The sequence below is a fragment of the Citrobacter sp. Cpo221 genome (genome assembly GCF_030332345.1).
GTDB lineage: Bacteria > Pseudomonadota > Gammaproteobacteria > Enterobacterales > Enterobacteriaceae > Citrobacter > Citrobacter portucalensis.
On record NZ_JAOWIA010000058.1, the window covers coordinates 176,988 to 197,529 of the forward strand.

23 protein-coding genes and 1 pseudogene are annotated in these 20,542 nt (G+C 50.6%); 13 read left to right on the forward strand and 11 right to left on the reverse strand.

What is annotated here, in order from left to right:
- Positions 1–8 precede the first annotated feature (8 nt).
- From OGY72_RS18495 to OGY72_RS18520, 6 genes are all read right to left on the reverse strand, one after another.
- Complete coding sequence (locus OGY72_RS18495; RefSeq protein WP_219976680.1) at positions 9–989, reverse strand: AAA family ATPase; 981 nt, start codon at positions 987–989, stop codon at positions 9–11.
- A 25-nt stretch (positions 990–1,014) separates the two neighbouring features.
- Positions 1,015–3,864 carry an SNF2-related protein gene (locus tag OGY72_RS18500; protein ID WP_219976643.1) on the reverse strand — a complete coding sequence of 950 codons (2,850 nt, stop codon included), beginning with the start codon at positions 3,862–3,864 and terminating at the stop codon, positions 1,015–1,017.
- 221 nt (positions 3,865–4,085) lie between these two features.
- A complete protein-coding gene (locus OGY72_RS18505; RefSeq protein WP_219976645.1) occupies positions 4,086–4,472 on the reverse strand; it encodes a putative zinc ribbon protein in 387 nt (128 codons plus the stop codon).
- Positions 4,473–4,612: 140 nt separating this feature from the next.
- Positions 4,613–5,185, reverse strand: a complete 573-nt coding sequence (locus tag OGY72_RS18510) for a YagK/YfjJ domain-containing protein (protein ID WP_219976647.1) — start codon at positions 5,183–5,185, stop codon at positions 4,613–4,615.
- Positions 5,186–5,381: 196 nt separating this feature from the next.
- Entirely contained in the window at positions 5,382–5,975 is a 594-nt protein-coding gene (locus tag OGY72_RS18515) for a hypothetical protein (RefSeq protein ID WP_219976681.1), read from the reverse strand.
- Between the two features lie 95 nt (positions 5,976–6,070).
- Positions 6,071–6,277, reverse strand: a complete 207-nt coding sequence (locus OGY72_RS18520; RefSeq protein WP_062729752.1) for a helix-turn-helix transcriptional regulator — start codon at positions 6,275–6,277, stop codon at positions 6,071–6,073.
- A 500-nt stretch (positions 6,278–6,777) separates the two neighbouring features.
- Here OGY72_RS18520 and OGY72_RS18525 point away from each other — a divergent pair, with 500 nt between their 5' ends.
- From OGY72_RS18525 to OGY72_RS18585, 13 genes and pseudogenes are all read left to right on the forward strand, one after another.
- Positions 6,778–7,692, forward strand: coding sequence for a hypothetical protein (locus tag OGY72_RS18525; RefSeq protein WP_227628278.1), 915 nt, complete (start codon positions 6,778–6,780; stop codon positions 7,690–7,692).
- A 100-nt stretch (positions 7,693–7,792) separates the two neighbouring features.
- Complete coding sequence (locus OGY72_RS18530; RefSeq protein WP_219976649.1) at positions 7,793–8,668, forward strand: GTPase family protein; 876 nt, start codon at positions 7,793–7,795, stop codon at positions 8,666–8,668.
- A 200-nt stretch (positions 8,669–8,868) separates the two neighbouring features.
- Entirely contained in the window at positions 8,869–9,573 is a 705-nt protein-coding gene (locus OGY72_RS18535; RefSeq protein ID WP_219976651.1) for a WYL domain-containing protein, read from the forward strand.
- Positions 9,573–10,142, forward strand: a complete 570-nt coding sequence (locus tag OGY72_RS18540) for a hypothetical protein (protein WP_219976682.1) — start codon at positions 9,573–9,575, stop codon at positions 10,140–10,142. The genes OGY72_RS18535 and OGY72_RS18540 overlap by 1 nt, the downstream gene beginning before the upstream one ends.
- Before the next feature lie 36 nt (positions 10,143–10,178).
- Entirely contained in the window at positions 10,179–10,631 is a 453-nt protein-coding gene (locus tag OGY72_RS18545) for a YfjS/YafY family lipoprotein (RefSeq protein WP_219976653.1), read from the forward strand.
- On the forward strand, positions 10,628–11,077 hold the full coding sequence (locus OGY72_RS18550; RefSeq protein WP_219976655.1) for an IrmA family protein: 450 nt from the start codon (positions 10,628–10,630) through the stop codon (positions 11,075–11,077). The genes OGY72_RS18545 and OGY72_RS18550 overlap by 4 nt, the downstream gene beginning before the upstream one ends.
- Positions 11,078–11,148: 71 nt before the next feature.
- Complete coding sequence (locus tag OGY72_RS18555; protein WP_119834391.1) at positions 11,149–11,379, forward strand: DUF905 domain-containing protein; 231 nt, start codon at positions 11,149–11,151, stop codon at positions 11,377–11,379.
- A 98-nt stretch (positions 11,380–11,477) separates the two neighbouring features.
- Positions 11,478–12,299 (forward strand): DUF932 domain-containing protein, encoded by an 822-nt coding sequence (locus tag OGY72_RS18560; RefSeq protein WP_096925453.1) that lies wholly within the window; start codon positions 11,478–11,480, stop codon positions 12,297–12,299.
- Positions 12,300–12,329: 30 nt separating this feature from the next.
- Positions 12,330–12,770: an antirestriction protein gene (locus OGY72_RS18565; protein ID WP_219976657.1), complete on the forward strand. Its 441-nt coding sequence runs from the start codon at positions 12,330–12,332 to the stop codon at positions 12,768–12,770.
- Positions 12,771–12,782: 12 nt separating this feature from the next.
- The gene (gene radC, locus OGY72_RS18570; protein ID WP_096002210.1) at positions 12,783–13,325 is read left to right on the forward strand and encodes a RadC family protein; all 543 of its coding nucleotides are present in this window, start codon (positions 12,783–12,785) and stop codon (positions 13,323–13,325) included.
- A 10-nt stretch (positions 13,326–13,335) separates the two neighbouring features.
- Positions 13,336–13,666, forward strand: a pseudogene (locus OGY72_RS18575) (type IV toxin-antitoxin system YeeU family antitoxin).
- Positions 13,667–13,686: 20 nt separating this feature from the next.
- Positions 13,687–14,028: a TA system toxin CbtA family protein gene (locus tag OGY72_RS18580; protein WP_219976658.1), complete on the forward strand. Its 342-nt coding sequence runs from the start codon at positions 13,687–13,689 to the stop codon at positions 14,026–14,028.
- A 268-nt stretch (positions 14,029–14,296) separates the two neighbouring features.
- The gene (locus OGY72_RS18585; RefSeq protein WP_368913910.1) at positions 14,297–15,286 is read left to right on the forward strand and encodes a restriction endonuclease; all 990 of its coding nucleotides are present in this window, start codon (positions 14,297–14,299) and stop codon (positions 15,284–15,286) included.
- Positions 15,287–15,465: 179 nt separating this feature from the next.
- Here OGY72_RS18585 and OGY72_RS18590 read toward each other — a convergent pair whose 3' ends face one another.
- The 5 genes from OGY72_RS18590 to OGY72_RS18610 all read right to left on the reverse strand — a co-directional run bounded on the left by OGY72_RS18590 (position 15,466) and on the right by OGY72_RS18610 (position 20,375).
- Positions 15,466–16,338, reverse strand: a complete 873-nt coding sequence (locus OGY72_RS18590) for a phosphorothioated DNA-binding restriction endonuclease (protein WP_148362507.1) — start codon at positions 16,336–16,338, stop codon at positions 15,466–15,468.
- A 501-nt stretch (positions 16,339–16,839) separates the two neighbouring features.
- Positions 16,840–18,096: an NAD(P)/FAD-dependent oxidoreductase gene (locus OGY72_RS18595; protein WP_286548721.1), complete on the reverse strand. Its 1,257-nt coding sequence runs from the start codon at positions 18,094–18,096 to the stop codon at positions 16,840–16,842.
- Complete coding sequence (locus OGY72_RS18600) at positions 18,083–18,337, reverse strand: (2Fe-2S)-binding protein (RefSeq protein ID WP_003830118.1); 255 nt, start codon at positions 18,335–18,337, stop codon at positions 18,083–18,085. Before OGY72_RS18600 ends, OGY72_RS18595 begins: the two co-directional genes overlap by 14 nt.
- A complete protein-coding gene (locus OGY72_RS18605) occupies positions 18,334–19,437 on the reverse strand; it encodes an NAD(P)/FAD-dependent oxidoreductase (protein WP_286548724.1) in 1,104 nt (367 codons plus the stop codon). The genes OGY72_RS18600 and OGY72_RS18605 overlap by 4 nt, the downstream gene beginning before the upstream one ends.
- Positions 19,434–20,375 carry a 4-hydroxyproline epimerase gene (locus OGY72_RS18610; RefSeq protein ID WP_286548726.1) on the reverse strand — a complete coding sequence of 314 codons (942 nt, stop codon included), beginning with the start codon at positions 20,373–20,375 and terminating at the stop codon, positions 19,434–19,436. Before OGY72_RS18610 ends, OGY72_RS18605 begins: the two co-directional genes overlap by 4 nt.
- Positions 20,376–20,542: the final 167 nt, after the last annotated feature.

The window sequence follows — 20,542 nt, forward strand, 5'->3', positions numbered from 1 at the left end:
GCAGTCCCTTATCGGTGAGTTCTGGCGTTCTCTCGCTGCATCGCGTTTTTTAAATCTTTCAGCGTCAGGAATTCCTGATGACGCAGGATCATGTGTTTAGTGGCTCGGCGAACGATGCGTTCGATATCTGCACCACTTTTGCCATGAAGCAAGGATAACAACTCATTATCGTCCAGTTCAAACTGTCGGCGAATGCCGCGTAGCTTTAACGCCAGCAACTCACGTAACTGCGTCTGATCTGGCAGAGGAAATTCAATCACTTCATCGAAACGACGCCAAATGGCGCTGTCCAAAATATGTTCATGGTTGGTGGCCGCCAGAATTAGACTTTTGCCCTGATAAGCATCCATCATTTGCAGTACAGCATTGACGACCCTGCGTAATTCGCCGTGTTCTCCGCTGTCGCCGCGTTCTTTACCTATTGCATCAAATTCATCGAACAAGACCACCAGCGGATGTTGGGCAATAAAATCAAAAATTTTACGCAGATTTGCGGCTGTTTCACCCAGAAATGAGGATACCAATACATCAAGGCGGACAATTGCCAGCGGCATGTCCAGCTCAAAGGCAATGACCTCCGCTGCCAGCGTTTTACCGCAGCCTGGTGGCCCGAAAAACATGATTTTACTGGCTGCTTTCATCCCATAGCTATGCAATACATCGCTACGCCGGTGCTCTTCAAGGAGCTCATCGATCACTGTAGCACTGGTAGCTGGAAGGATCATTTCATCGAGGCTGCGCTGCGGCTGCCGTAGATCCAACAGTGGCAGCCCCCTTTCTTTGTCTACCGGTGCCGGAGGCAACGTAGTTGAACGCGAAGCCTGAACAATGTGATCGCTATAAAGAATATGCTCCAGATCGTTAGCCAGAAGATGGTGCTGTTTCTGACGTTCCTCATCAATAATGGCTTCTGAAACGCGACGGAACGTAGCAGTGTCGCCCGTCGCGCCCGCTTTTATCAGCTGTCTTAATACTTTACCGTTAGCCATCATTGACTCCTGAAACAACAAAACTTCATGCGGAAGGTGAATTCAATGTCCAGCTCACCGCAAATAATTGACTGGACGTTATCTCTGTCGCCAGCTTTTGTTCAACCTCTTCCAGCAGGCGGTCTTCTTCCTGCTCAATTTTTTTCTTTTCATCATGATACTGTAACATGATGTTGTCCCGCTCGCGTTCTAGTGCCTTTAGCGAGCGTTTCGCTTCCATCTTCTCTTTCAGCGAAGGAAGTTGGCGGGCGGTTTTACGCGCTTCTTTAATTTCTGCATCTAACTGTTTGATGCGTAGGTCCAGCGCGATGCGACGATCTTCTGACCAGCGTTCAAGTTTTTCTACTTCTTCATTGTAATAAAGTTCGTTATCACGTTCGACCTGCTGGATAAAAGAATTCCGTAAAACCTCACATTGTGCGGCTAAAGTGGGTAACACAGGCTGTTCTTCGATTGATGTTACCTCTGACAACGGCAAGCGAAGAAGACGGGATGCGGTTTCTTCCGCCACTACCTCACCATTTTCCGTTACGGCAGCGACAAGTAGCTGCTCTCGTTGTTGTTCTTGATTTCCGATACTGACTTTTGCTAGTAACAACTGCCCTGATTGTTGGCAAAGCAATTTTACATCAGCCAATTGTCCTGCCTTGGGTTGGTAGATGAAATGGAGTTTCTGACAAACTGGCAATGTGGAAAGGTCTTTTCCCTCATGTAGGGCCACATCAATCAGTTGCTTTCCGTATCCCTGATTAGGTCGGAAAAATTCTGCATCCTTTTCATCCGCAACAGGCCAGCTAACGTCATAATACTTTCCCGAGGAACGAAAACCAGTTTCAGAGTGCTGGAAATCGCTATTGTCACTTAGAAACATTTCCGCTAGCAGCAGCAGATTTTCCTGATAATCGTTTAACTGTGCGAGGGTCGTTGTGCGTCGAGTTTTTAGATTTCGGACGACATCTACATCGAAATGTTCAAATAAGGAACGCCGGGTTTCATTCTCCCGGTTTTCCAGTTGCTCTTTGAGTTCATCCTGGAGCTGATTAAACTCCTGTTCTATTTGCTCGTCGGAGCGGCAGTGCTGGTAAATCTCATGGATACGCCGTTCAATATCAACGCCCGATTCTATCGATCCCAGAATATCATCGGATGCACCAAACACGCCTTCAAAAAGCTGGAACTTCTGGCTCAATAGTTCAAAGACACGCTGATCGGCCCGGTTGCCTTTATTAATGAAATTGACCACTACAACATCGTGCTTTTGTCCGTAACGGTGAACACGCCCGATACGTTGCTCAACCCGCTGCGGGTTCCAAGGTAAGTCATAATTGATTAACAGAGAGCAGAACTGAAGGTTGATACCTTCTGCACCGGCCTCGGTACATATCATCAGAGTACCTTCGTCCCTAAATTTTTCGACCAGTGCCGCTTTCATATCCGCCGTACGCGAACCGGAAACCCGGCCAGAGTTTTGATGCTTCTCCAACCAGTCACTATAAATCTTGCGAGACGCCGCATCGCTGTTACTGCCGTTGAGCAACACGACTTCGCCTTCATACCCATTGTCTGAAAGCAGTTGTGCTAGCCAAGTTTGGGTGCGCACGGACTCGGTAAAAATGACCGCTTTACGCAATCCACCAAGTTCTACTGTGAATTCGAAAGCCCGACTAAGAACGCTTAACAATGCCTCCGCCTTGGCGTTTTTAGTTATAGATGCCGCTAACGTTTTATAACTTTTTAACTGATCGATTTCTGCCTGTAGAGCCCTAGGATCGATGGTAACTTCATCCTCGATACCTTCTTCATCACTGTAATCATCATAATTTTCATAATCAGTCAGGGCATCTAAGACCGGCATTTTATTTTCTAGACGATGAATCATAGTCTCCAGCGTTCCCTGAATCGCAGTGGACGATGAGGCCAGAATTTTGCGAATGACTAATGTTACTAGATGACGTGCACCACTTTTGATTGCCAGTAGATCGTCTTGCTGCAAATAAGAGGAAACCTGTTTATAGAGAGCTTCTTCTTCATCCGTCGGGCGAAAATCTTCGGTTAATGAATGACGGCGGGTAAAACTGATACCACCTTCCTGCTGAACCTGTCGGCGAAGCGTACGGTTACAGATCTTATTCAGACGTACCCTTAATAACGCTAATTCTGCATCGTCAATATTCTGCCGAGAATAACGGGCCTTAAACGAGGCCAAATCACCGAAGAAATGAGGGTCAATAACGGAAACCAAACCATAAAGTTCAAGGATGCTGTTTTGAAGCGGCGTAGCAGAGAGCAGAATTTTTTTCCTGCCAGATAATGCACTACTGAGTTTTTTGGCCGTTTTAGCGCCATCGTTCTTGTAGATATTTCGCAGTTTATGGGCTTCATCCATGACGACCAGATCCCATGGGATACGGGCCAATTCATGTTCTTTACGGGAAGCGAATTCGTATGAACAAATACATATCGCAGCCTCCCCTGTTGCGTTTTCAATGTCAAATGGATTAACACATCCCTCTTTGATCATTTGATTGAAGCTTTTTGCTTCGATAATCCGCGAAGGTAATGAAAATTTCTCTTCAAGTTCCTGACTCCACTGCTTACGCAGCGTTGCCGGAGCAATAAGCAATAATTTCCGGCGTCGTTCTGCCCACTTTTGCGCCAAAATCAGGCTGGCCTCAATGGTTTTCCCTAGTCCCACTTCATCTGCGAGGATAACGCCATTCGACAAAGGAGATGCCAGTGCGAACATAGCGGCTTCTACCTGATGGGGATTCATATCAACTCGCGCGCTGGCGATGGTCTGTGTAAGTGAGTCCTCGGCTTTGCCGCTTAACGTTAACCACTGTGCCAGATAGTGACGCTGATGATTTGAATACATTTTTATACCATTCAGATAGGACGGGATAAGATAGATATCTTATTTTACTTTCACGAGTACAAGAGTTCTAGCTATTGCGTTGTTCCTGCTGTGAGCCTGCGTGCAGAATTAGACCACATCAACATTGTGTGCAGTTCCAGACACTGACTTCTGTACTGGCGGCATTCCCAACGGTGATGTAATGATCCCGTTGGTGGTGATAAAGTATTTCTATATTTTCATCATGCTGCATCTGTTGGTTGGCTGAAGTCTCCGGTGCTACAGGTCAGACAATAGCGTTCACCATAGTAATCGATCACACATTTTGAGCAGTGCCAATCGGCTTTACTGGCCCTGGAAGCGGCATTGCAGTGGAGGAGTTGCAGGCCTCTAACAAGATGCATTTCACCCGCATCCGGATTGGCATAGGGACAATGCTGTCGACCATTGCTGGTGAGACCCGTTTCGGTGTGTTCGAACCACGGGCGTTCGGTGTCGTATTCAGGATGGTATTGCATTGTGCTGTTGCACAGATGGCAGGTATAGCGATCGTAAGGCGCTATCTGCGCAGTACGAGCCCCGGTCAGGCGACAGTTACCGTCGAGAGCAATAAAGGATTTAGCAAACATAGTCATGTTCCTGCAGGCAGGCGTAAGCCGTCCTTGAAGGGCAAACAGACGCCATGCGATTGAATGGATTAAGGGGATTGAAAGGGGAACTGCGGAGTGGTTGTCACACTATGAATTGCTGACGTAAAAAACAGACTGACTCAGAAGTCAGTCTTGCGTGGTCGTCCGGTTGCTGGTCGCTCAGGGACCTCATTGCAACCAAACAACGGCAGCCCCTGCTTTTGTTGAACTTTGGCCATATACGCCAGCACCTGCCGGATATTGGCGATACTGCCCGGATCGCTGTAACGCACCGGAATATTGATATTGGCCGTGTAATGCTCTTTAAACTCACATCGGTGATACCAGCCTTCCCGCTCAGTGATATCACTCCAGTGCAAACCTGCTTGTTGAGCCCAGGGATATGTGTTCTGGGTTTTACTGCCATCCAGCCAGAAGACAACGTGAGCGTGGTAGTGGTGATCTTCAGTCCATTCGATAACCCAAAAGAAACCGACCACCGCTTCGAGTTGCATCATATGGTTCATCAGCTTTCGGATATCCCATTCGAGCTGCTGGTGATCCTGCAGGAAATACTTAGCGGTATGATCCTGGTAAAACAGATCTGTTCGGAATGCCCGCAGGCAGGAATAGCGCTCTACCAGTTTGTCGATATGGTTGTTCAGGAGTGACTGTAGAAACCAGTCTGGCTCCCATCGTTGTTTGTTTTGCATAGGATGAGTTTCTTTAGTGCTGGCGAGGGCCAGTCAATGGAATGCACCTGGCTTTCAGGAAGAGCCATGGCTGGGGAAATGCATGGATTAAGAGGATGGTTGTAAAAAGGGAGTGCCTATTAATTATATTAATTAACCTAAATTAATTTTCACTCCCCAATAACCCTCAAATCCCTTGCAGGACTATGGATGAAGCCTAACGCAGTGGTTCAGCTGTCGTTCGCCACGCAAAGCAGATGTACTCGTCCATCAGGCTGGTCAGCGCAGGGTTTTCCGCCTGCCGGTTATTGATCCAGATATCCATCTCTTTGTCTTTTTTGAACCTGAGGTTGTTGGTCCAGTCATCAAGGCAATTACCCAGCATCAAATCGTACCAGCAAAGCCAGACCAGCTTCAGACGCAGCTCGCTACCGCTGAACTGGCGGAACAAACTGATGAGCTTATTTGCCAGAGGGCGTTGTTTTAAACGCACGCACTCAGACAGTAAAATCCCCTCCAGCATGGGATGGTGAACCAGCAGATGCTCCTGGGTAAATAAACTGACGATCAGGTCATCATTAACAGTCAGTGGGGCTGCTGCTCTGCCATAAATAATCCGGTGCAGACACTGTGGAACAACAGCAATAACCTCTTCCTCTCCCGGAAACTTAAGGCTACCAACCGTCAGGGTATGGTGATGATATATATTCTGGTGGCACATACCCGATCTGACCGTCAGCTTCGTAAAATCGGTCAGCCAGGTCTGGTAACATTTATAAAGTTCTTCGTAACGAGGCTTGTAATCTTTCATGTTCATATTTCTTCTGGCTTAAATGACAGACAGCAGAAAACCTCCGGAGCAACCGGATAGTCATTATTCTGCTGAGGTTTTAGTCTGGTGGGAGGTTATTTACGGGACTGATCGATTCGTTCCTGTAGCCAGTTTTCGACTTCGCTTTTTAACCATCGGGAGCTTCGGCCCAGCTTGATGGGTTTGGGAAAGACTCCATCCTTAATGAGCTTATAAATCCACTTATCTGTCATTTGCAGCAGACTGGTGATAAATGCCATGTCAATCAACTGGTCTTCGGTAAGTAAGGGATGCGTGGTCATGATTTGGTATCTCCGGTTAAGAAAGGTAACCCGGATGAGTGATATTTAATTTCTGTCACTGCTCCGGGGCATACCCATAGGGAGATACGTAAAAAAAGCGGGTTATGTTGACCTCTAGGGGGCAACCGGTTCTGAGATGTATTTCGACGCGCTCATGTGCATGACTGTCTTACATTCTTCTGTTACCTCATCTGTTGCAGACATCGATCGCTCAGGTAACCGTCATCCTTCCTCTTTTGTCTTCATGGGCTTATAGTCACCGGACTACCTGTCCTTTGAAAAAAACCTTCTTACTTTCCCGAAGGTCAGTGAACAGCTTAACCTGTTGTTTTACATTGAAAACCAGCTAATCCCGCATCACTACGCATTACAAAAAACATAATTTCACTACACTTTTTATTACGCAGATATCGACGCAGAAAGCAACGCATTTGACTACGCATTACACACGCATTAACCTACGTAGTGATGCCCACTTTAAAATCAATGAAAATGTAATTATGAAAGAACAGCTGACGGATAGAACAGAAAGAGCGTGCCGGTTTTATATCGAATATATGAAGAAAAACATCGAAGGGTACCGGGAGCGCACTCCGCTAATCCTCATAACTGATTTTAAAAATCAGGAGGTTATGGACATGATCCTGAGAGAACTTAATAATGAATTTAAAAACACCCATGAGTACAATAAGTTCGTACGGGAAATGAAAAATGGGCTTTTATCCAGTATCGTCCCGGAGACTAATTTTGAATGGATAAAGGACTATAGCTCCGCTTATTTTGCATGGAATATACTTTCAACCATGGGCCCTAAGGAAATCAATCCACTAGAGGTTGATTTTTACCGTGAACGGCCTCCGGTTATTCGGCATGGCGTATTGGCTGTTATTCCAGAAACCTACCAGCATGCACTTTTAGTACTCTACACCTGTTTCGATAGTTGGGATGTCGAGTTAATTTTTAAGATCAAAACACTCTCTTCATTAAAAAATATCTGGATTCAGCGAAACCGGGAGTTACCAGAACCATTTAAATGGATTGACCTTAAGAATCATAAACAATGTGCATGGGCTTTTAAATATGTTATGGAGCATATCAAACCCGATTACATGCCTTCATTTATGACTGAAATCAGACAGCAACAGGTGATTACGTTTCTCACGGCCGTGTTGTATTCCTGGCCTGCCCATCCCGATACTCGGCGTCTGATGATTCAACGGATGAAAAAAACATACAATCAGAATGTATTCCGGGAAAACATTGCTGACAAAAAAGTGATTAACACCTATGTCCAGAAGGACATTAAAGAAAAGCTCGATATGCTTGCAAAGAAAAATGGTCGAAAAATTAACGAAGAGCTGGAAGTTATCATTATGAATGCCTGGCACGATGCCAGATATGCAGAAGATAAATAGCATTCACTCCAAATAATTTCAGACAGATATTATCTCAGTGAATCCCCCGCATCCTTTACAGGATCGCGGGTCTTTTTATTTTTCACATTGAGATCTCCGTATGCAAAAAATTGACGGCCTTCTGGCCATTGAGAAGCCTCTGGCTTCACTGCCTCCTACTCTTCGCAGTCTTATTCTTAAACGTCTTCGTAGTCTCACACAGTACGAGCCGGTGATTGGCATCATGGGTAAAACCGGTGTCGGTAAGTCGTCTCTCTGCAATGCCCTGTTCCAAGGCGAAGTCACACCGGTCAGCGATGTGAGGGCCTGCACGCGCGATGTGCTGCGCTTCCGGCTCCGCAATGGCAATCACAGCCTGATGATTGTTGATTTACCTGGTGTGGGTGAAAGCGAGCAACGCGACGAAGAATACGCCGCACTTTATCGTCACATCCTACCTGAGCTGGATTTGGTGTTATGGGTCATCAAAGCTGATGATCGGGCACTGTCAGTGGATGAACACTTCTATCGTAAGGTGATGTTGGCGTATCAGCATCGGGTGTTATTTGTGGTGAATCAGGCTGACAAAGCTGCCCCCTGCCATCAGTGGAATACCACCAGCAATACACCATCTCATAGCCAACAATCGACTATTGATGCCAAGCGGAGCGCAGTACAGCAGCTCTTTCTGCCGCACCATCCAGTCAGTGTTATATCGGCCCAAACTGGTTGGGGGCTGGATGCGATGGTAGAGACGATGATGCACAGCCTGCCTGACCGGGCCACCAGTCCACTAACGACACAGTTGCATGGCAGGCTCTGCACAGAGCCAGTAAAAAAGCAGGCACGCGAGCGCTTTGGTAATGCAGTGGATGAAATGATTGGCACTGTGGAGTCATCATCTTTTCTGCCAGAGCCTGTAAGGGCTGTGATTCGAACCGTACGGGAAGCAGTGGTGACTGTAGCTCGTGCCGTCTGGGACTGGATTTTCTTCTGACAAACCGCTTATGGCGGACACTCGCTGTCCTTGCCGCGCTCAATTAATGAGCAACCAACCCATCGATTAGGCGCAAAGCCGCATCATGGCTGAAATCCACATACTGAAAAAATACGCCTTCCCATGTCCATACCCTGTCCGACCCCTTCGTTACACTAATCACTTAATTTTCAGCCTGTTAACAGGATGGAGAAAATCTAATGTCCCAGACTGAGCGTCGCCATGAGCGGCTGGCGGTTCGGCTGTCCCTCATTATCAGTCGCCTTGTTGCTGGCGAAACACTGGATATGGGTCTTCTTGCCGCAGAGTTTGGTGTATCGCTCCGTACCCTCCGCCGCGATTTTCGTGAGCGACTGATGTATCTGGACCTGGAATATCGCGACGGCACCTGTCGTCTGCTTTCAGGTAGCCATCAGCGCGAACTGGCGGTGCTGACTTTTGCTCGTCAGTCAGGTGTGGAGGCCTTGTTTCCTGACATGGATAACCATATGGTCAGCTCACTGCTGAGTGGGCCTGGTGAGTCTCCGTGCCTCATATGGGCAGAATCGGAGTCATTGTCGCCGCCCAGGGCAGGTATATTTACACGCCTTGTCAGGGCCATATCAGAGCATCGTCGCGTGACGCTGCTGGCTGAAGGTTGTCGTTGCTCAGGGCTTGCACCATACCGCCTCGTACTCTGCGGCGGGCATTGGTATCTGACTGGAGAGCATCATCATCGCGTGGCAGTGTTTCCGCTGAAAGATATCCATGCGGTTACTTTGCACCCGGAACTGTTCGTGCCCGACCTTCAGATTCGTAACGTTCTCGCCGAACCGGAATTACTCAGAGCCCTTCCCCATTTTCACGTTTTTCACTCACTGCTCGCCAGAACCGGCGACGGTCTTTTACCTCATAAGGAATCATGATGAAGAAATTACTGACCACAACGGCACTGGCCGTCAGTCTCTGCGCTGGCGCTACCTTTCCGGCGTCTGCTGAAACTGTCGTGGGTACCGTCAAATTCTGGCAGTACATGCAGGCGGATGGCTGGAAATCGGCCGATGGCATGGATAACGACACGTTAAACAATACGCTCTATCAGGCCAGTGTGATTGGCAATTATCCCTGGACCAGGCAATTCCTGCTGCGTCAGCGTGGTGGTGGTGCTTATTTTCTCGCCGACAAGAAAACACATACCGTGCGCAAGCTGAATCTGGAACCTGCCAGCGGTTATTATTCCGACCTGACATCGGTCTATCAGGGCGAAGACCAGGGGAAAGGGTGTTACTTCACTATCATCGACACCCAGTATCAGTTGGAGCTGGTTAATGAACCTCACAGCAAGCAGGTGCTTGCTGCATTTCCGGAAAACTGTGTCAACAAACAGCAGCAGGCCGCCCTGGCGGCGAAGCGTTCTGCCTCAGAGCATAAACTGCAGCAGTGGGTAGCCCAACAGAGTCTGGCTGAGTTGTGCCGACGAACTGGCAACTGCTGAAGCAACGGAACGGACGAATAATAAGGAATCTGCACCATGAAGAAATTGTATCCACTTGTGCTTGCCGTTCTGACAGTTATCGGTGCAATGAGTGCCTCTGGCTGCGACAGCAAGGAAGATGCTGGCGTGAGAGCGATAGCTAGGTTTAAAGACCTGACTCCACCACCATTCAGCAAGGTTGTCTCGCATAAATCCGATATTGCCCAGGAATGGGTAAAAAAGGATGCCTTCGGTACACCGCAATATACGGTGATGAAAACCCGCCAGTCACCGGAAGGATGTAAGTCAGGCAATTATTACTACATTGCTGATATGCAGCAGAAAACGGTGCAGCCACTGATGGCAGCCCTGTGCCTTGCGGACAATATCACCCTGAGCTTCAGAATTGAAACCAACAGCTATACGGGTGAAAAATCGGTTGTGTATTCGCACGATGGCAAGGAAATGGGAAAACTCTATCTGCCGGAGAATCAGGAGAAAAATCCATGAAGAAGCTGAAAGGCGTTATCTCAGTTTTCGCTCTGAGCCTTTGTCTGCTGTCACCGGCTCAGGCCGAAGAACAGCGTTACATCAGTATCCGCAACACAGACATGGTCTGGGTGCCAGGCAATGTCTGCATCTGGCAGTTTCGCCTAGACAACGGCGGAAGTGGTGAAGGATTCGGGCCTTTGACACTTTCCCTGCGTCTGAAAGATAAAGGGGGGAACACGCTGGCCATGGGGAATATGGCAGTGGTTGCATTTGGCGACAGCGATGCCACTCGCTCTCAGGAAGCCTCGCTGGAGAACGAATGCGTGGAAAACGTTAGCTCCGTCGAAATCATGAAGGCAACAGAAGAGCGTAATGGTTACCAGATTGACCTACCACTTTCCGTTTTCGACCCGCAGTACTACCGACCTCTACAAGTCACGGTTGTCGGTGGTAAGGCATCTTAGCCGATTCGCCATCTGTTTGATTCAGCCCCTGTCGCTAATGCCTCAGGGGCTTTTTATTTTAGGGAGCCTGTATGACTGAACTCACTGAATTGCCTGATGGACCGTTTACTCGCCAGCAGGCAGAGGCGGTTGCTTCTCAATATTCCAACGTTGCTATAGAGGACGACCTGGGGACACATTTCCGTCTGGTTATCCATCATGAGCGTTGCATGGTCTGGCGAGCCTGGAACTTTGAGCAGGATGCCGGTTACTGGCTAAACAGGTATATCGCTCGTTATGGCATCCGCAAATTCCCTGCATAACCATCACCAGCGCATCATCGTTATAAACAAAGTCAGGCCACACCTCCTTCGGGAAGTGTGGCCTTTTGTATTTTTACCCACTTCATAAGGAGTTATCCATGCGATTAGCCAGCCGCTTTGGCCGTATAAATCAGATACGCCGTGACCGGCCTTTGACCCACGAAGAGCTGATGAGTCATGTCCCCAGCGTGTTCGGGAGTGACAAGCATGAATCTCGTTCAGACCGTTACACCTACATCCCGACCATCACCATCCTCGAAAGCCTGCAGCGTGAAGGCTTTGAGCCGTTCTTTGCCTGCCAGACAAAGGTTCGGGACCAGAGCAAGCGGGAACACACCAAACACATGCTTCGCCTGCGTCGTGCCGGACAACTGACCGGCCATCAGGTACCGGAAATCATCCTGCTCAACAGCCATGACGGCTCATCAAGCTACCAGATGCTGCCGGGACTTTTTCGTGGCGTCTGTACTAATGGTCTGGTCTGCGGTCAGTCATTCGGCGAAGTGCGGGTACCGCATAAAGGTAATGTCGTCGAGAAGGTGATTGAAGGGGCTTACGAAGTGCTGGGGGTCTTTGATCGGGTGGATGAAAAGCGCGATGCGATGCAGTCGCTTGTGCTGCCATATCCTGCCCGTCATGCACTGGCGAATGCCGCAATGAAGTATCGATTTGGTGAGGACCACCAGCCGGTCACGGTATCGCAGTTGCTGACCCCGCGTCGTCGGGAGGACTACAGCGATGATCTGTGGACTGTCTACCAGCGCGTGCAGGAGAACCTGATGAAAGGTGGATTGTCAGGGCGAACCGCTCAGGGGAAAAGCAGCCGCACCCGTGCTGTTACCGGTATTGATGGCGATGTGAAGCTCAATCGCGCCCTGTGGGTTATGGCAGAAAACATGCTCGAATTTTTCGGGCGTTAAACAATCGTTCCGGCATAAGGAGATAGTTTGATGGATACACAAAACCTTCAGTTCGCTGAGCAGACAGCAATCACGGCCTCAGTGGTCCCTGACGAGCTACGCATCGGCTTCTGGCCGCAGCACTTTGGCTCCATACCACAATGGATAACCCTTGAGCCCCAAATCTTCGGCTGGATGGATCGCCTGTGCGCTGATTACAGCGGCGGCGTCTGGAGCTTTTACACACTCAGCAATAGCAGCGCATTTATGGCTCCGGAGCCTGACGGTGAGAAATGGACGTTGTTCAACCCGATGAATGGCAACGATGCGGAGATGAGCGGAGAGGCTGCCGGTATAGCAGTCTGCCTAATGGCTTACAGCTACCACGCCTGCCGCACCGAGTGTGACGCTATGACTGGACACTATTATCGCTTACGCGACTACGCGCTAAACCATCCGGAATGCAGCGCCATTATGCATCTTATCGACTAAGGAATGCCTGACATGAATACTGTATTATCCCCAGAGTCATCGCAGCCTGAACTCTTTCCGCTGGCGGTTATGGCCCAGCATAGTTGCCTGCTCCCCGCGACCTCCGGATTGACACCTTATGCCCAACGGACCATTCGACGTGCTATCAACCTGCTGGATAAATATCTGCGCCAGCCCGGCATGTCCTTTACCTCAAGCACGGCTGCCCGTGACTGGCTTCGGTTACAGCTGGCAGGACAAGAACGGGAAGTGTTTATGGTGCTCTATCTCGATAACCAGCACCGTTTACTGGAGAGTGAAACGCTATTTGCCGGTTCGGTTAACCATGTCCAGGTCCATCCCCGTGAGGTGGTGAAGTCAGCGCTTCGCTTCAATGCTGCTGCTGTTGTGCTGGCGCATAACCATCCATCCGGTGATCCGGAGCCCAGCCAATGTGACCGCAACATTACGGGCAGGCTTAAAGAAGCGCTGGCACTGGTTGATGTGAACACTCTCGATCATCTGGTTATCGGTTCAGATGGAATTGTGTCGTTTGCAGAGCGAGGCTGGATATGAGGGCACTTCAATGAAATCTACTGACTCAGAGAACGATTCATTTCTCAAGTGGGGTCTGAATCGTAATGTGACACCTTGCTTTGGCGCTCGTCTGGTACAGGAGGGAAACCGGCTGCACTATCTGGCTGACCGGGCCAGTATCACCGGTAAGTTCAGCGAAGCAGAATGTCTTAAGCTGGATGTGGCATTCCCGCATTTTATCAGCCAGATGGAATCGATGCTGACTACTGGTGAAATGAATCCTCGCCATGCCCACTGTGTCACCCTGTACCACCTGCGAAGCCGATACCCTTGGCAGTTGCGGCTACGTATACATCGCCGTTTACTCCACCCATCGTTAACTACTTTCACAAGAGCAAATATGAAAACTCTACCTGCAACAAATCCGCAGGCGGCGAAGCTATGTCTGTCGCCCGTGGCTGTCTGGCAAATGCTGCTTGCACGCCTGCTGGAACAACATTATGGCCTGACACTCAACGACACGCCATTCAGTGATGAAACGGTAATTCAGGAACATATCGATGCCGGTATATCTTTGGCCGATGCCGTTAATTTTCTGGTGGAAAAGTACGGGCTGGTTCGTTTTGATCGCAGGGGATTCGATTGGCAAGAACAGTCCCCATATCTGCGGGCAGTCGATATTCTGCGGGCGCGACAGGCAACAGGTTTATTGAAAGCGCGGCACGGTGAACATTGGGAATAGCCTTCCTGATTCACACTGCAGCTTTCCTTACTTATTTAATTTACTCATTCCAAAAAGCACCTGCCGATGCTGGTTGGTGCTTTTACTTATATGGACTAAATATCATGCAAATTGAAGCTGTAATTTTAACTGGGCACATTATCGCAAGCACAATCCGGGAATGCTGGGCCGTCGTTGTTGATGGTTTTGACGCATACTACGAACAAGCTTATGATCCAGCATAATTTCTTTTCCTCATGAAGGGACTGGTATGGGCAACAGAATGTGGATGATCCGCGGTGACGGCGGCAAGCTCTATGACGATTTTCGCGATAAGCAAATTGTAGGCATCGGTTGGTCTCAGCTGGCTCCATTAGTCAAACCCGGCCTATCCCGAGCCCAGTTACTCGCCTTATACCAGGAGGCTGATCCCTTAACAAAGCTCGGAACAGCCCGTTCTGGCGCATCGCAGGTCTGGCGTTTTGTGAATGAGATCCAAAAGGGTGATTGGGTTATTACCTATTCGCCAGCTAACCGTACTTATTTGCTAGGCAAAGTTACTTCAGACTTCCAGTATCATCCTGAATGGGTGGAAGAGGGGATGGGTATCGCTCGGCAGGTTAAATGGAATACTCAAGAAATCGACCGCGATAGACTGTCTGTTGCTACCAAAAACACATTGGGTTCTACGCTGACGGTTTTCCAGCTTCCAGAATATGCGCTAGAAGAGCTTTTGCAGGATAAGAAACCCACTGCAGATGTAATTACTCAGAATCCAATTGCGATGGATGAAGATGAGGTTGTTTCTGATCCGCTTCGCGATATGGAAATGCTGGCGTTTGAGGGTATCAAAGATCGTATCAACTCTCTTGACTGGGATGAGATGCAAAATCTTGTTGCCGGAGTTTTACGCAGTATGGGCTATAAAACGCAGGTCTCACCTGCGGGAGCTGATCGGGGTAAAGACATCATTGCTTCACCTGATGGGTTCGGTTTTGAAAATCCGCGTATCATCGTTGAAGTAAAGCACCGCAGGGAACAGATGGGAAGCCAACAGATACGCAGCTTTATCGGCGGTCGCCATAAAGACGATCGCGGGCTTTATGTCAGTACAGGGGGTTTTACGAAAGATGCTCGATATGAAGCCGACCGTTCGACAATACCACTGACGCTCTGGACACTTGATGATCTCGTCCGTGCGCTTATTGAGAACTACGAACAAGTTGATATCGAGACTAAACTTTTGGTGCCTCTGAAGAAAACGTTCCTGCCTGCCTGAGTCTTGCTTCAACAGCCATATCAGTGTTCTACTGGTATGGCTTTATACCCACTCGCGATGTCTATTTTTGTACGGATTTTAACTTGTGGGTACAAGTGCGGGTATAACTATTTATTCCTGTTTATAAATAATATTGATATCAGTCTATTAGGTGTGAAATTCGAGTCCGGCCTTCGCACTCACCCTCTAAACACCTCCTTCCTGTGCCACTCCACAAAACCTTCTTTTGGATAATTCTCGCGCATCATCGGTAGAGCAATCTCCTTCCCGTCGAAATCCCAGAATAGTCTGCCCACCATGCCGCTGCCATTTACTGCGGGTGACACCTGAACTCGCATACTCTCATCCAGCCCAATCGAACCTTTATCAAAGGCTTTATGGTGGATTGCACACAGAGCCAGGCCGTTTGAAATCTCACACGGGCCGCCGTGTTGTTTCCATTTGATATGGGCGGCTTCCAGGGCAACCGAAGTGCTGTCGTGGCGCATATTGAAGCCACAAATGGCGCATTCATAGTTATAGGCACGCAGAACCTGCTGGCGGAACAATGGGTCCCGCTGCTTGCGGATTTGCAGGATATCAAACCCCAGTTCATCCGCGATCTCTTCCTGGATGCTTTCGGTGAAGTGAGCCTCGAGAATTTGCTGTGCCAGGGTGTTAATGAGGTTTTTGCTCTTTTTCAGTAGGGCAAAATGCTGTTCATCAAAACCTCCTGCAACGTTATGCGTCACCAGTTCTCCGGCGGGGGGCTGTTTGCTGCTGCCGGATGTTGAGCAATGCTCGGCGTTTTGGAGCTCCCAGAATCCATCGCCCTGTAAGCGCCAGAAGGGCATATCCGGGCGGTACTGCGCGCGCTGTGGTCCAAATCGCTCCAGCAGGCTATGCAAGGGGTCGCGAACTTCTGAACCGTAATCAAACAGGCGGTCATGGCCTTGCTGATACCCCGCCAGCACGTGAAGCAGCAGTAGGGGCTTGTGCGGCGCGCGTTGTTCGCCTTTACGCCAGATGGTGATGTCAGCAATTGCCTGTTGCAGGGATTTACTGGAAGTCATTGATTTCATTTTCGGGTAAATAATTGCGATGATGCTCGCAAAATATCACTTAATCAAGCGTTGCTGTGTCTATTACGGCCAACACTAAAAATAATATTCATTATCGAATTCGCAGATTAAATAAAACACTTTTTTCGCCATATTATTTTAAAGTTATTCATGCTCATTCATAGGGGTGTTTTATAAAAATAAACCTTGCTTTAGTAAGTGTTATTTTTTCTAACCATATGGAAAGAAAAGGTTATTTCCTGGGGTGTTATGCTAGTTTCTGCTTACTAATAAAAGCAATATCGGTAATTTGAATTGTTGGGTTTATCATATTTTAAACATGCATTACATTCCCTTTATATTTTTGAATGTTTGACAAAAATAGGACGCTCGGTTCCCAATACACAGAGCGAAATAGATATGGGTGAAGATAAAAATTATTCCCTTTGACGAAATGGTCTACGGATACACCACATCAAAAAAGGCGCCAATGGGCGCCTTTAAACCTGACCATCACCCCTCAGGCTTTGCGAGATGGATAAGCGTGTCGACACGAGCGGGGGAGAGCGGTTCGCGGGGCTGCGGCAGCGGCCAGCCGTACAGCCAGCGGGCGCTGGTGGCGCAGACTTTCCCCTGACAGGCTCCCATTCCACAGCGTGAGGCGAGCTTTGCCGCTTGCCAGCTTTCGGCGTTTTGCACGTCGCCACAACGAATATCTTCACAACGGCAGAGCAGAGTATCTGCGGTGGTCGCGGCTTTTAGCGACTCCGGCAGCGCAAACGTCGTATGCAACGCCTGGGCAAAACGCTGCCAGCGGGCGCGCGCGGAGATGGCGGTTTGGGCCTTGTGCGAACAATCTGCTGCGGTATAGCCGGCAATTTCTCCCTCGGCTAACGCCAGCTCGCTACCGCCAAAGCCCGTGCATTCTCCTGCCGCATAGATATCCTGCACACTGGTGCGTTGCTCCGCATCGACCCAAATCGCCTGATTTTCTGTTTTGCAGCCAAAGATGGCGCCAGGTTCTATATTCGGTACCAGTCCATAGCCAATGGCCAGCCTGTCGCAGACGATCTCCCGGGTTTTTACCTGGTGGCGCACAGTCACTGACTGAAGACAGGAATCGCCCTGCGCATGGATGACCTGGCTTGCCGGATGATAACGGGCTGGAAAGAGCTCGCCGAACTGACGCAATTTTTCAGGCCAGCGCCATAGCCCGGTTGCGAAACGGGCCAGTGCGGTCATCGGTGCCTGTTCGATGATGGCAACAATATTCCCGCCAGCGCGTTTCACCGTACTGGCGACCGCCAGCAGAAGAGGACCGCTGCCTGCAATGACCACGCGTTCCCCCTTGAGTTGCAGGCCATGTTTTATCTGCGCCTGCAGGCCTCCGGCCCCCGTCACATTGGGTAGCGTCCAGCCAGGAAAAGGCAGCGAGAGTTCTCTGGCGCCGCAGCATAAAATCAGCCGCTGCCAGCGGATTTCGCCGCAGTCGTCTGCGGTTTCGAAGACTACGGAATGTGGGGTGGGGCGGGCAATTAGCCGGGCACCGCTCAGCAGTGTGATGTTGGGATGTTCAGCTACCGCCTGACGAATCCGTCTGGCGTCCCGGGGGAGTGAGACCTGCGGCCCGTCGCGCCAGATTTGCCCGCCGGGGCGCGGGTTATCATCAAGGATTATCACTGATTTTCCACAGCGTGCGGCAGCCAGTGCCGCCGACAATCCGGCTGGCCCTGCGCCAAGGATCAGGATCTCACAGTCAACGCTTTGCATGATGGCTCCTTTCAATCACCATTTCGGGCTGGCATTCCGTCTGGCAGGCCAGCACCCGGTGTCCGTTCACCGTGACGCGGCACTCCTGGCACACCCCCATTCCGCAGAAGGGTGCGCGCAGTTGACCACTCACCGAACGACGGGTCACGCCGTTGCCCACCAGGGCCAGTGCTGCTGCAATACTCATTCCGACGGGAACCTCACAGGTCTGGCCGTCGATAATTACCTTCAGGGTTGTCATGCGATGGCCTCCTGCTTGTGCAGGCGAGAGGGGAGCCAGGCATCCGGGGACACCGCCGGACGCTCGCCAAGGATCTGGGCGCAAAGTAACTCGGCGGTTGCTGGCGCGGTTGTGACGCCGAGTCCTTCATGTCCCAGCGCCAGCCAGATACCCGGACGTGCAGGATGTGGGCCAATCAGCGGGTTGCCGTCAGCCGATGCCGCGCGAAAACCGCTCCAGCAACGGATGATATTTAGCGTCTCCAGAGAGGGTAAAAAATGGCGCGCGCGCGCCAGCATCTGTGCCAGCAGAGGGAGGTCAACCTCGCGGTCGGTGTTATCAAACTGGCGAGAGGAGCCAATCAGCAACTGTCCGGTGGGGCGTGGCTGAATGTTAAAGGCCACTGAGGTGCCGCCTGCATGGGCGCTGGCACCGTACCCCAACTCTACCAGCTGGTGGCTGAGCAAGGGGCCGTAGCGGTCGGTGATCGCCAACTGGCCTTTTTTGGGTCTGAGCCAGTTTTCACCCAGCAGCGTATTGGCCCCCAGACCGCTGGCGATGACGATGGCGCGTGCGCGCAGTCGTTTGCCGCTGTGTAGGGTGACGTAAGGGGCATCAACAGAGAGGGCGCTATCCCGAAGATGCGTTACATCGGCATCGTTAATAAACCAGCGGGCGACGTTTGGGGCGTAAACTATCCCGTCACCGGGGACCCACAGCCCGCCAGTGAGTCCGGTGGTGAGCAGCGGTTCGCGCGCGGCAAGCCGATCGCGGGTCTGCATTTCGCTGACAACCTGGTATTGTGCCATTCGTTGTTTTTTTTCTTCTGCCAGCGCAAGCTCTTGCGGCGTTTCCGCCAGCCACAGCGTGCCGCATCCGCGCCAGGCACAGCTTTCCGGCATCCGGGGCGTCAGTTTGCGCCAGCTCTCCAGAGACCAGGCAGAGAGTGCGAGCTCCGCAGGATCGTCATCCATGCACACCAGGTGACCCATACCCGCCGCCGTCGCGCCCGCATTGCCGTCATCGACCAGCGTGACTCGCTGTCCGCGAGCGGCCAGTTGCCAGGCGCAGGCGGCCCCGATAATCCCGGCACCGATAACGATGACGTCACTTTCGATCACAGCGAGATCCCCCAGCAGAACGGATCTTCAGGATTGAGGATCAGCTTGTTATCGCCACAGACCCATGCCTCCCCGCGGATCGTCGGGACGATCTTGTCGCCATGCGGCACGAAATGCGCCGTAAATTCGCTGCCGATAATGCTCGCCTGCCGCCATGACTCTCCGGATTTGAGTTTTCCGTCCTCTGCCAGGCAGGCCAGTTTGGCGCTGGTGCCGGTGCCGCAGGGCGATCGATCCCAGGCTTTACCGGGGCAAAGAACAAAGCTGCGGCTGTCCGCGCGATCATCTTCTGCAAACAGTTCGATATGATCGATAATGCCGTCATGTTCACCACGGATGCCTGCGCGATCTAACCCTTCACGGATTGCCCATGCGTACTCCGTCAATTCAGGGATCTTTTCCGGCGAGACCGCGAACGGATGATCGTTGACAAGGAAGAACCAGTTGCCGCCCCAGGCGATATCACCCGTTACCGTACCGTGGACGGTTTCAACCTGTACCTGCTTACGCCAGCGGTAGGCCGGCACGTTTTCGACCGAGACGCTGCCGTCTTCGTGCAGCGTGGCGGTCACATCGCCCACCGGCGTTTCAATCAGATGTTTACCGGGTTGAATGCGCCCAAGCCATGCCAGCGAGGCAATCAGCCCGATGGTGCCGTGACCGCACATGTTCAGAAAGCCGCAGTTGTTAAAGAAGATGACTCCCGCCGTGGCCTGTGGCGAAACTGGCTCACAGAGCAATGCACCGACCAGAACGTCGTTACCGCGCGGCTCAAGAATAATGGCTTTACGCCAGTCGTCGTAGTCGCGGGAAAAACGCTCCCGACGCTCGCTCATGTTCCCCGTTCCCAGATCCGGAAAGCCGCCGATGACCAGGCGAGTGGGTTCACCGCCGGTGTGAGAATCAATCACTCTCAGTTCACTGTACTGTGCTGTCATAGGATCTCCGGAAAGTTAATGTTTTGTTGCTAAATGCTGACGCAAGCTTTGCGTCCCGGCTTGATCGCTTTCGTCACCGTAAATGACGAAATCAGCATAATGGCCGCTGTCTTCGTTAAGTCGGTATCATATTTATTTGTTATTAATCATTTCGTTAGTGGTGTGGT

Excerpts from the sequence above, each read along its gene's own strand:
- OGY72_RS18545 (WP_219976653.1), top strand. The coding sequence starts at position 10,179 with ATGAAGAAATTGTATCCACTTGTGCTTGCCGTTCTGACAGTTATCGGT.
- OGY72_RS18540 (WP_219976682.1), top strand. The coding sequence starts at position 9,573 with ATGAAGAAATTACTGACCACAACGGCACTGGCCGTCAGTCTCTGCGCT.
- OGY72_RS18580 (WP_219976658.1), top strand. The coding sequence starts at position 13,687 with ATGAAAACTCTACCTGCAACAAATCCGCAGGCGGCGAAGCTATGTCTG.
- OGY72_RS18560 (WP_096925453.1), top strand. The coding sequence starts at position 11,478 with ATGCGATTAGCCAGCCGCTTTGGCCGTATAAATCAGATACGCCGTGAC.
- OGY72_RS18505 (WP_219976645.1), bottom strand. The coding sequence starts at position 4,472 with ATGTTTGCTAAATCCTTTATTGCTCTCGACGGTAACTGTCGCCTGACC.
- OGY72_RS18525 (WP_227628278.1), top strand. The coding sequence starts at position 6,778 with ATGAAAGAACAGCTGACGGATAGAACAGAAAGAGCGTGCCGGTTTTAT.
- OGY72_RS18590 (WP_148362507.1), bottom strand. The coding sequence starts at position 16,338 with ATGACTTCCAGTAAATCCCTGCAACAGGCAATTGCTGACATCACCATC.
- OGY72_RS18530 (WP_219976649.1), top strand. The coding sequence starts at position 7,793 with ATGCAAAAAATTGACGGCCTTCTGGCCATTGAGAAGCCTCTGGCTTCA.
- OGY72_RS18555 (WP_119834391.1), top strand. The coding sequence starts at position 11,149 with ATGACTGAACTCACTGAATTGCCTGATGGACCGTTTACTCGCCAGCAG.
- OGY72_RS18600 (WP_003830118.1), bottom strand. The coding sequence starts at position 18,337 with ATGACAACCCTGAAGGTAATTATCGACGGCCAGACCTGTGAGGTTCCC.
- OGY72_RS18550 (WP_219976655.1), top strand. The coding sequence starts at position 10,628 with ATGAAGAAGCTGAAAGGCGTTATCTCAGTTTTCGCTCTGAGCCTTTGT.
- OGY72_RS18595 (WP_286548721.1), bottom strand. The coding sequence starts at position 18,096 with ATGCAAAGCGTTGACTGTGAGATCCTGATCCTTGGCGCAGGGCCAGCC.
- OGY72_RS18510 (WP_219976647.1), bottom strand. The coding sequence starts at position 5,185 with ATGCAAAACAAACAACGATGGGAGCCAGACTGGTTTCTACAGTCACTC.
- OGY72_RS18610 (WP_286548726.1), bottom strand. The coding sequence starts at position 20,375 with ATGACAGCACAGTACAGTGAACTGAGAGTGATTGATTCTCACACCGGC.
- OGY72_RS18585 (WP_368913910.1), top strand. The coding sequence starts at position 14,297 with ATGATCCGCGGTGACGGCGGCAAGCTCTATGACGATTTTCGCGATAAG.
- OGY72_RS18565 (WP_219976657.1), top strand. The coding sequence starts at position 12,330 with ATGGATACACAAAACCTTCAGTTCGCTGAGCAGACAGCAATCACGGCC.
- OGY72_RS18520 (WP_062729752.1), bottom strand. The coding sequence starts at position 6,277 with ATGACCACGCATCCCTTACTTACCGAAGACCAGTTGATTGACATGGCA.
- radC (WP_096002210.1), top strand. The coding sequence starts at position 12,783 with ATGAATACTGTATTATCCCCAGAGTCATCGCAGCCTGAACTCTTTCCG.
- OGY72_RS18495 (WP_219976680.1), bottom strand. The coding sequence starts at position 989 with ATGGCTAACGGTAAAGTATTAAGACAGCTGATAAAAGCGGGCGCGACG.
- OGY72_RS18535 (WP_219976651.1), top strand. The coding sequence starts at position 8,869 with ATGTCCCAGACTGAGCGTCGCCATGAGCGGCTGGCGGTTCGGCTGTCC.
- OGY72_RS18500 (WP_219976643.1), bottom strand. The coding sequence starts at position 3,864 with ATGTATTCAAATCATCAGCGTCACTATCTGGCACAGTGGTTAACGTTA.
- OGY72_RS18515 (WP_219976681.1), bottom strand. The coding sequence starts at position 5,975 with ATGAAAGATTACAAGCCTCGTTACGAAGAACTTTATAAATGTTACCAG.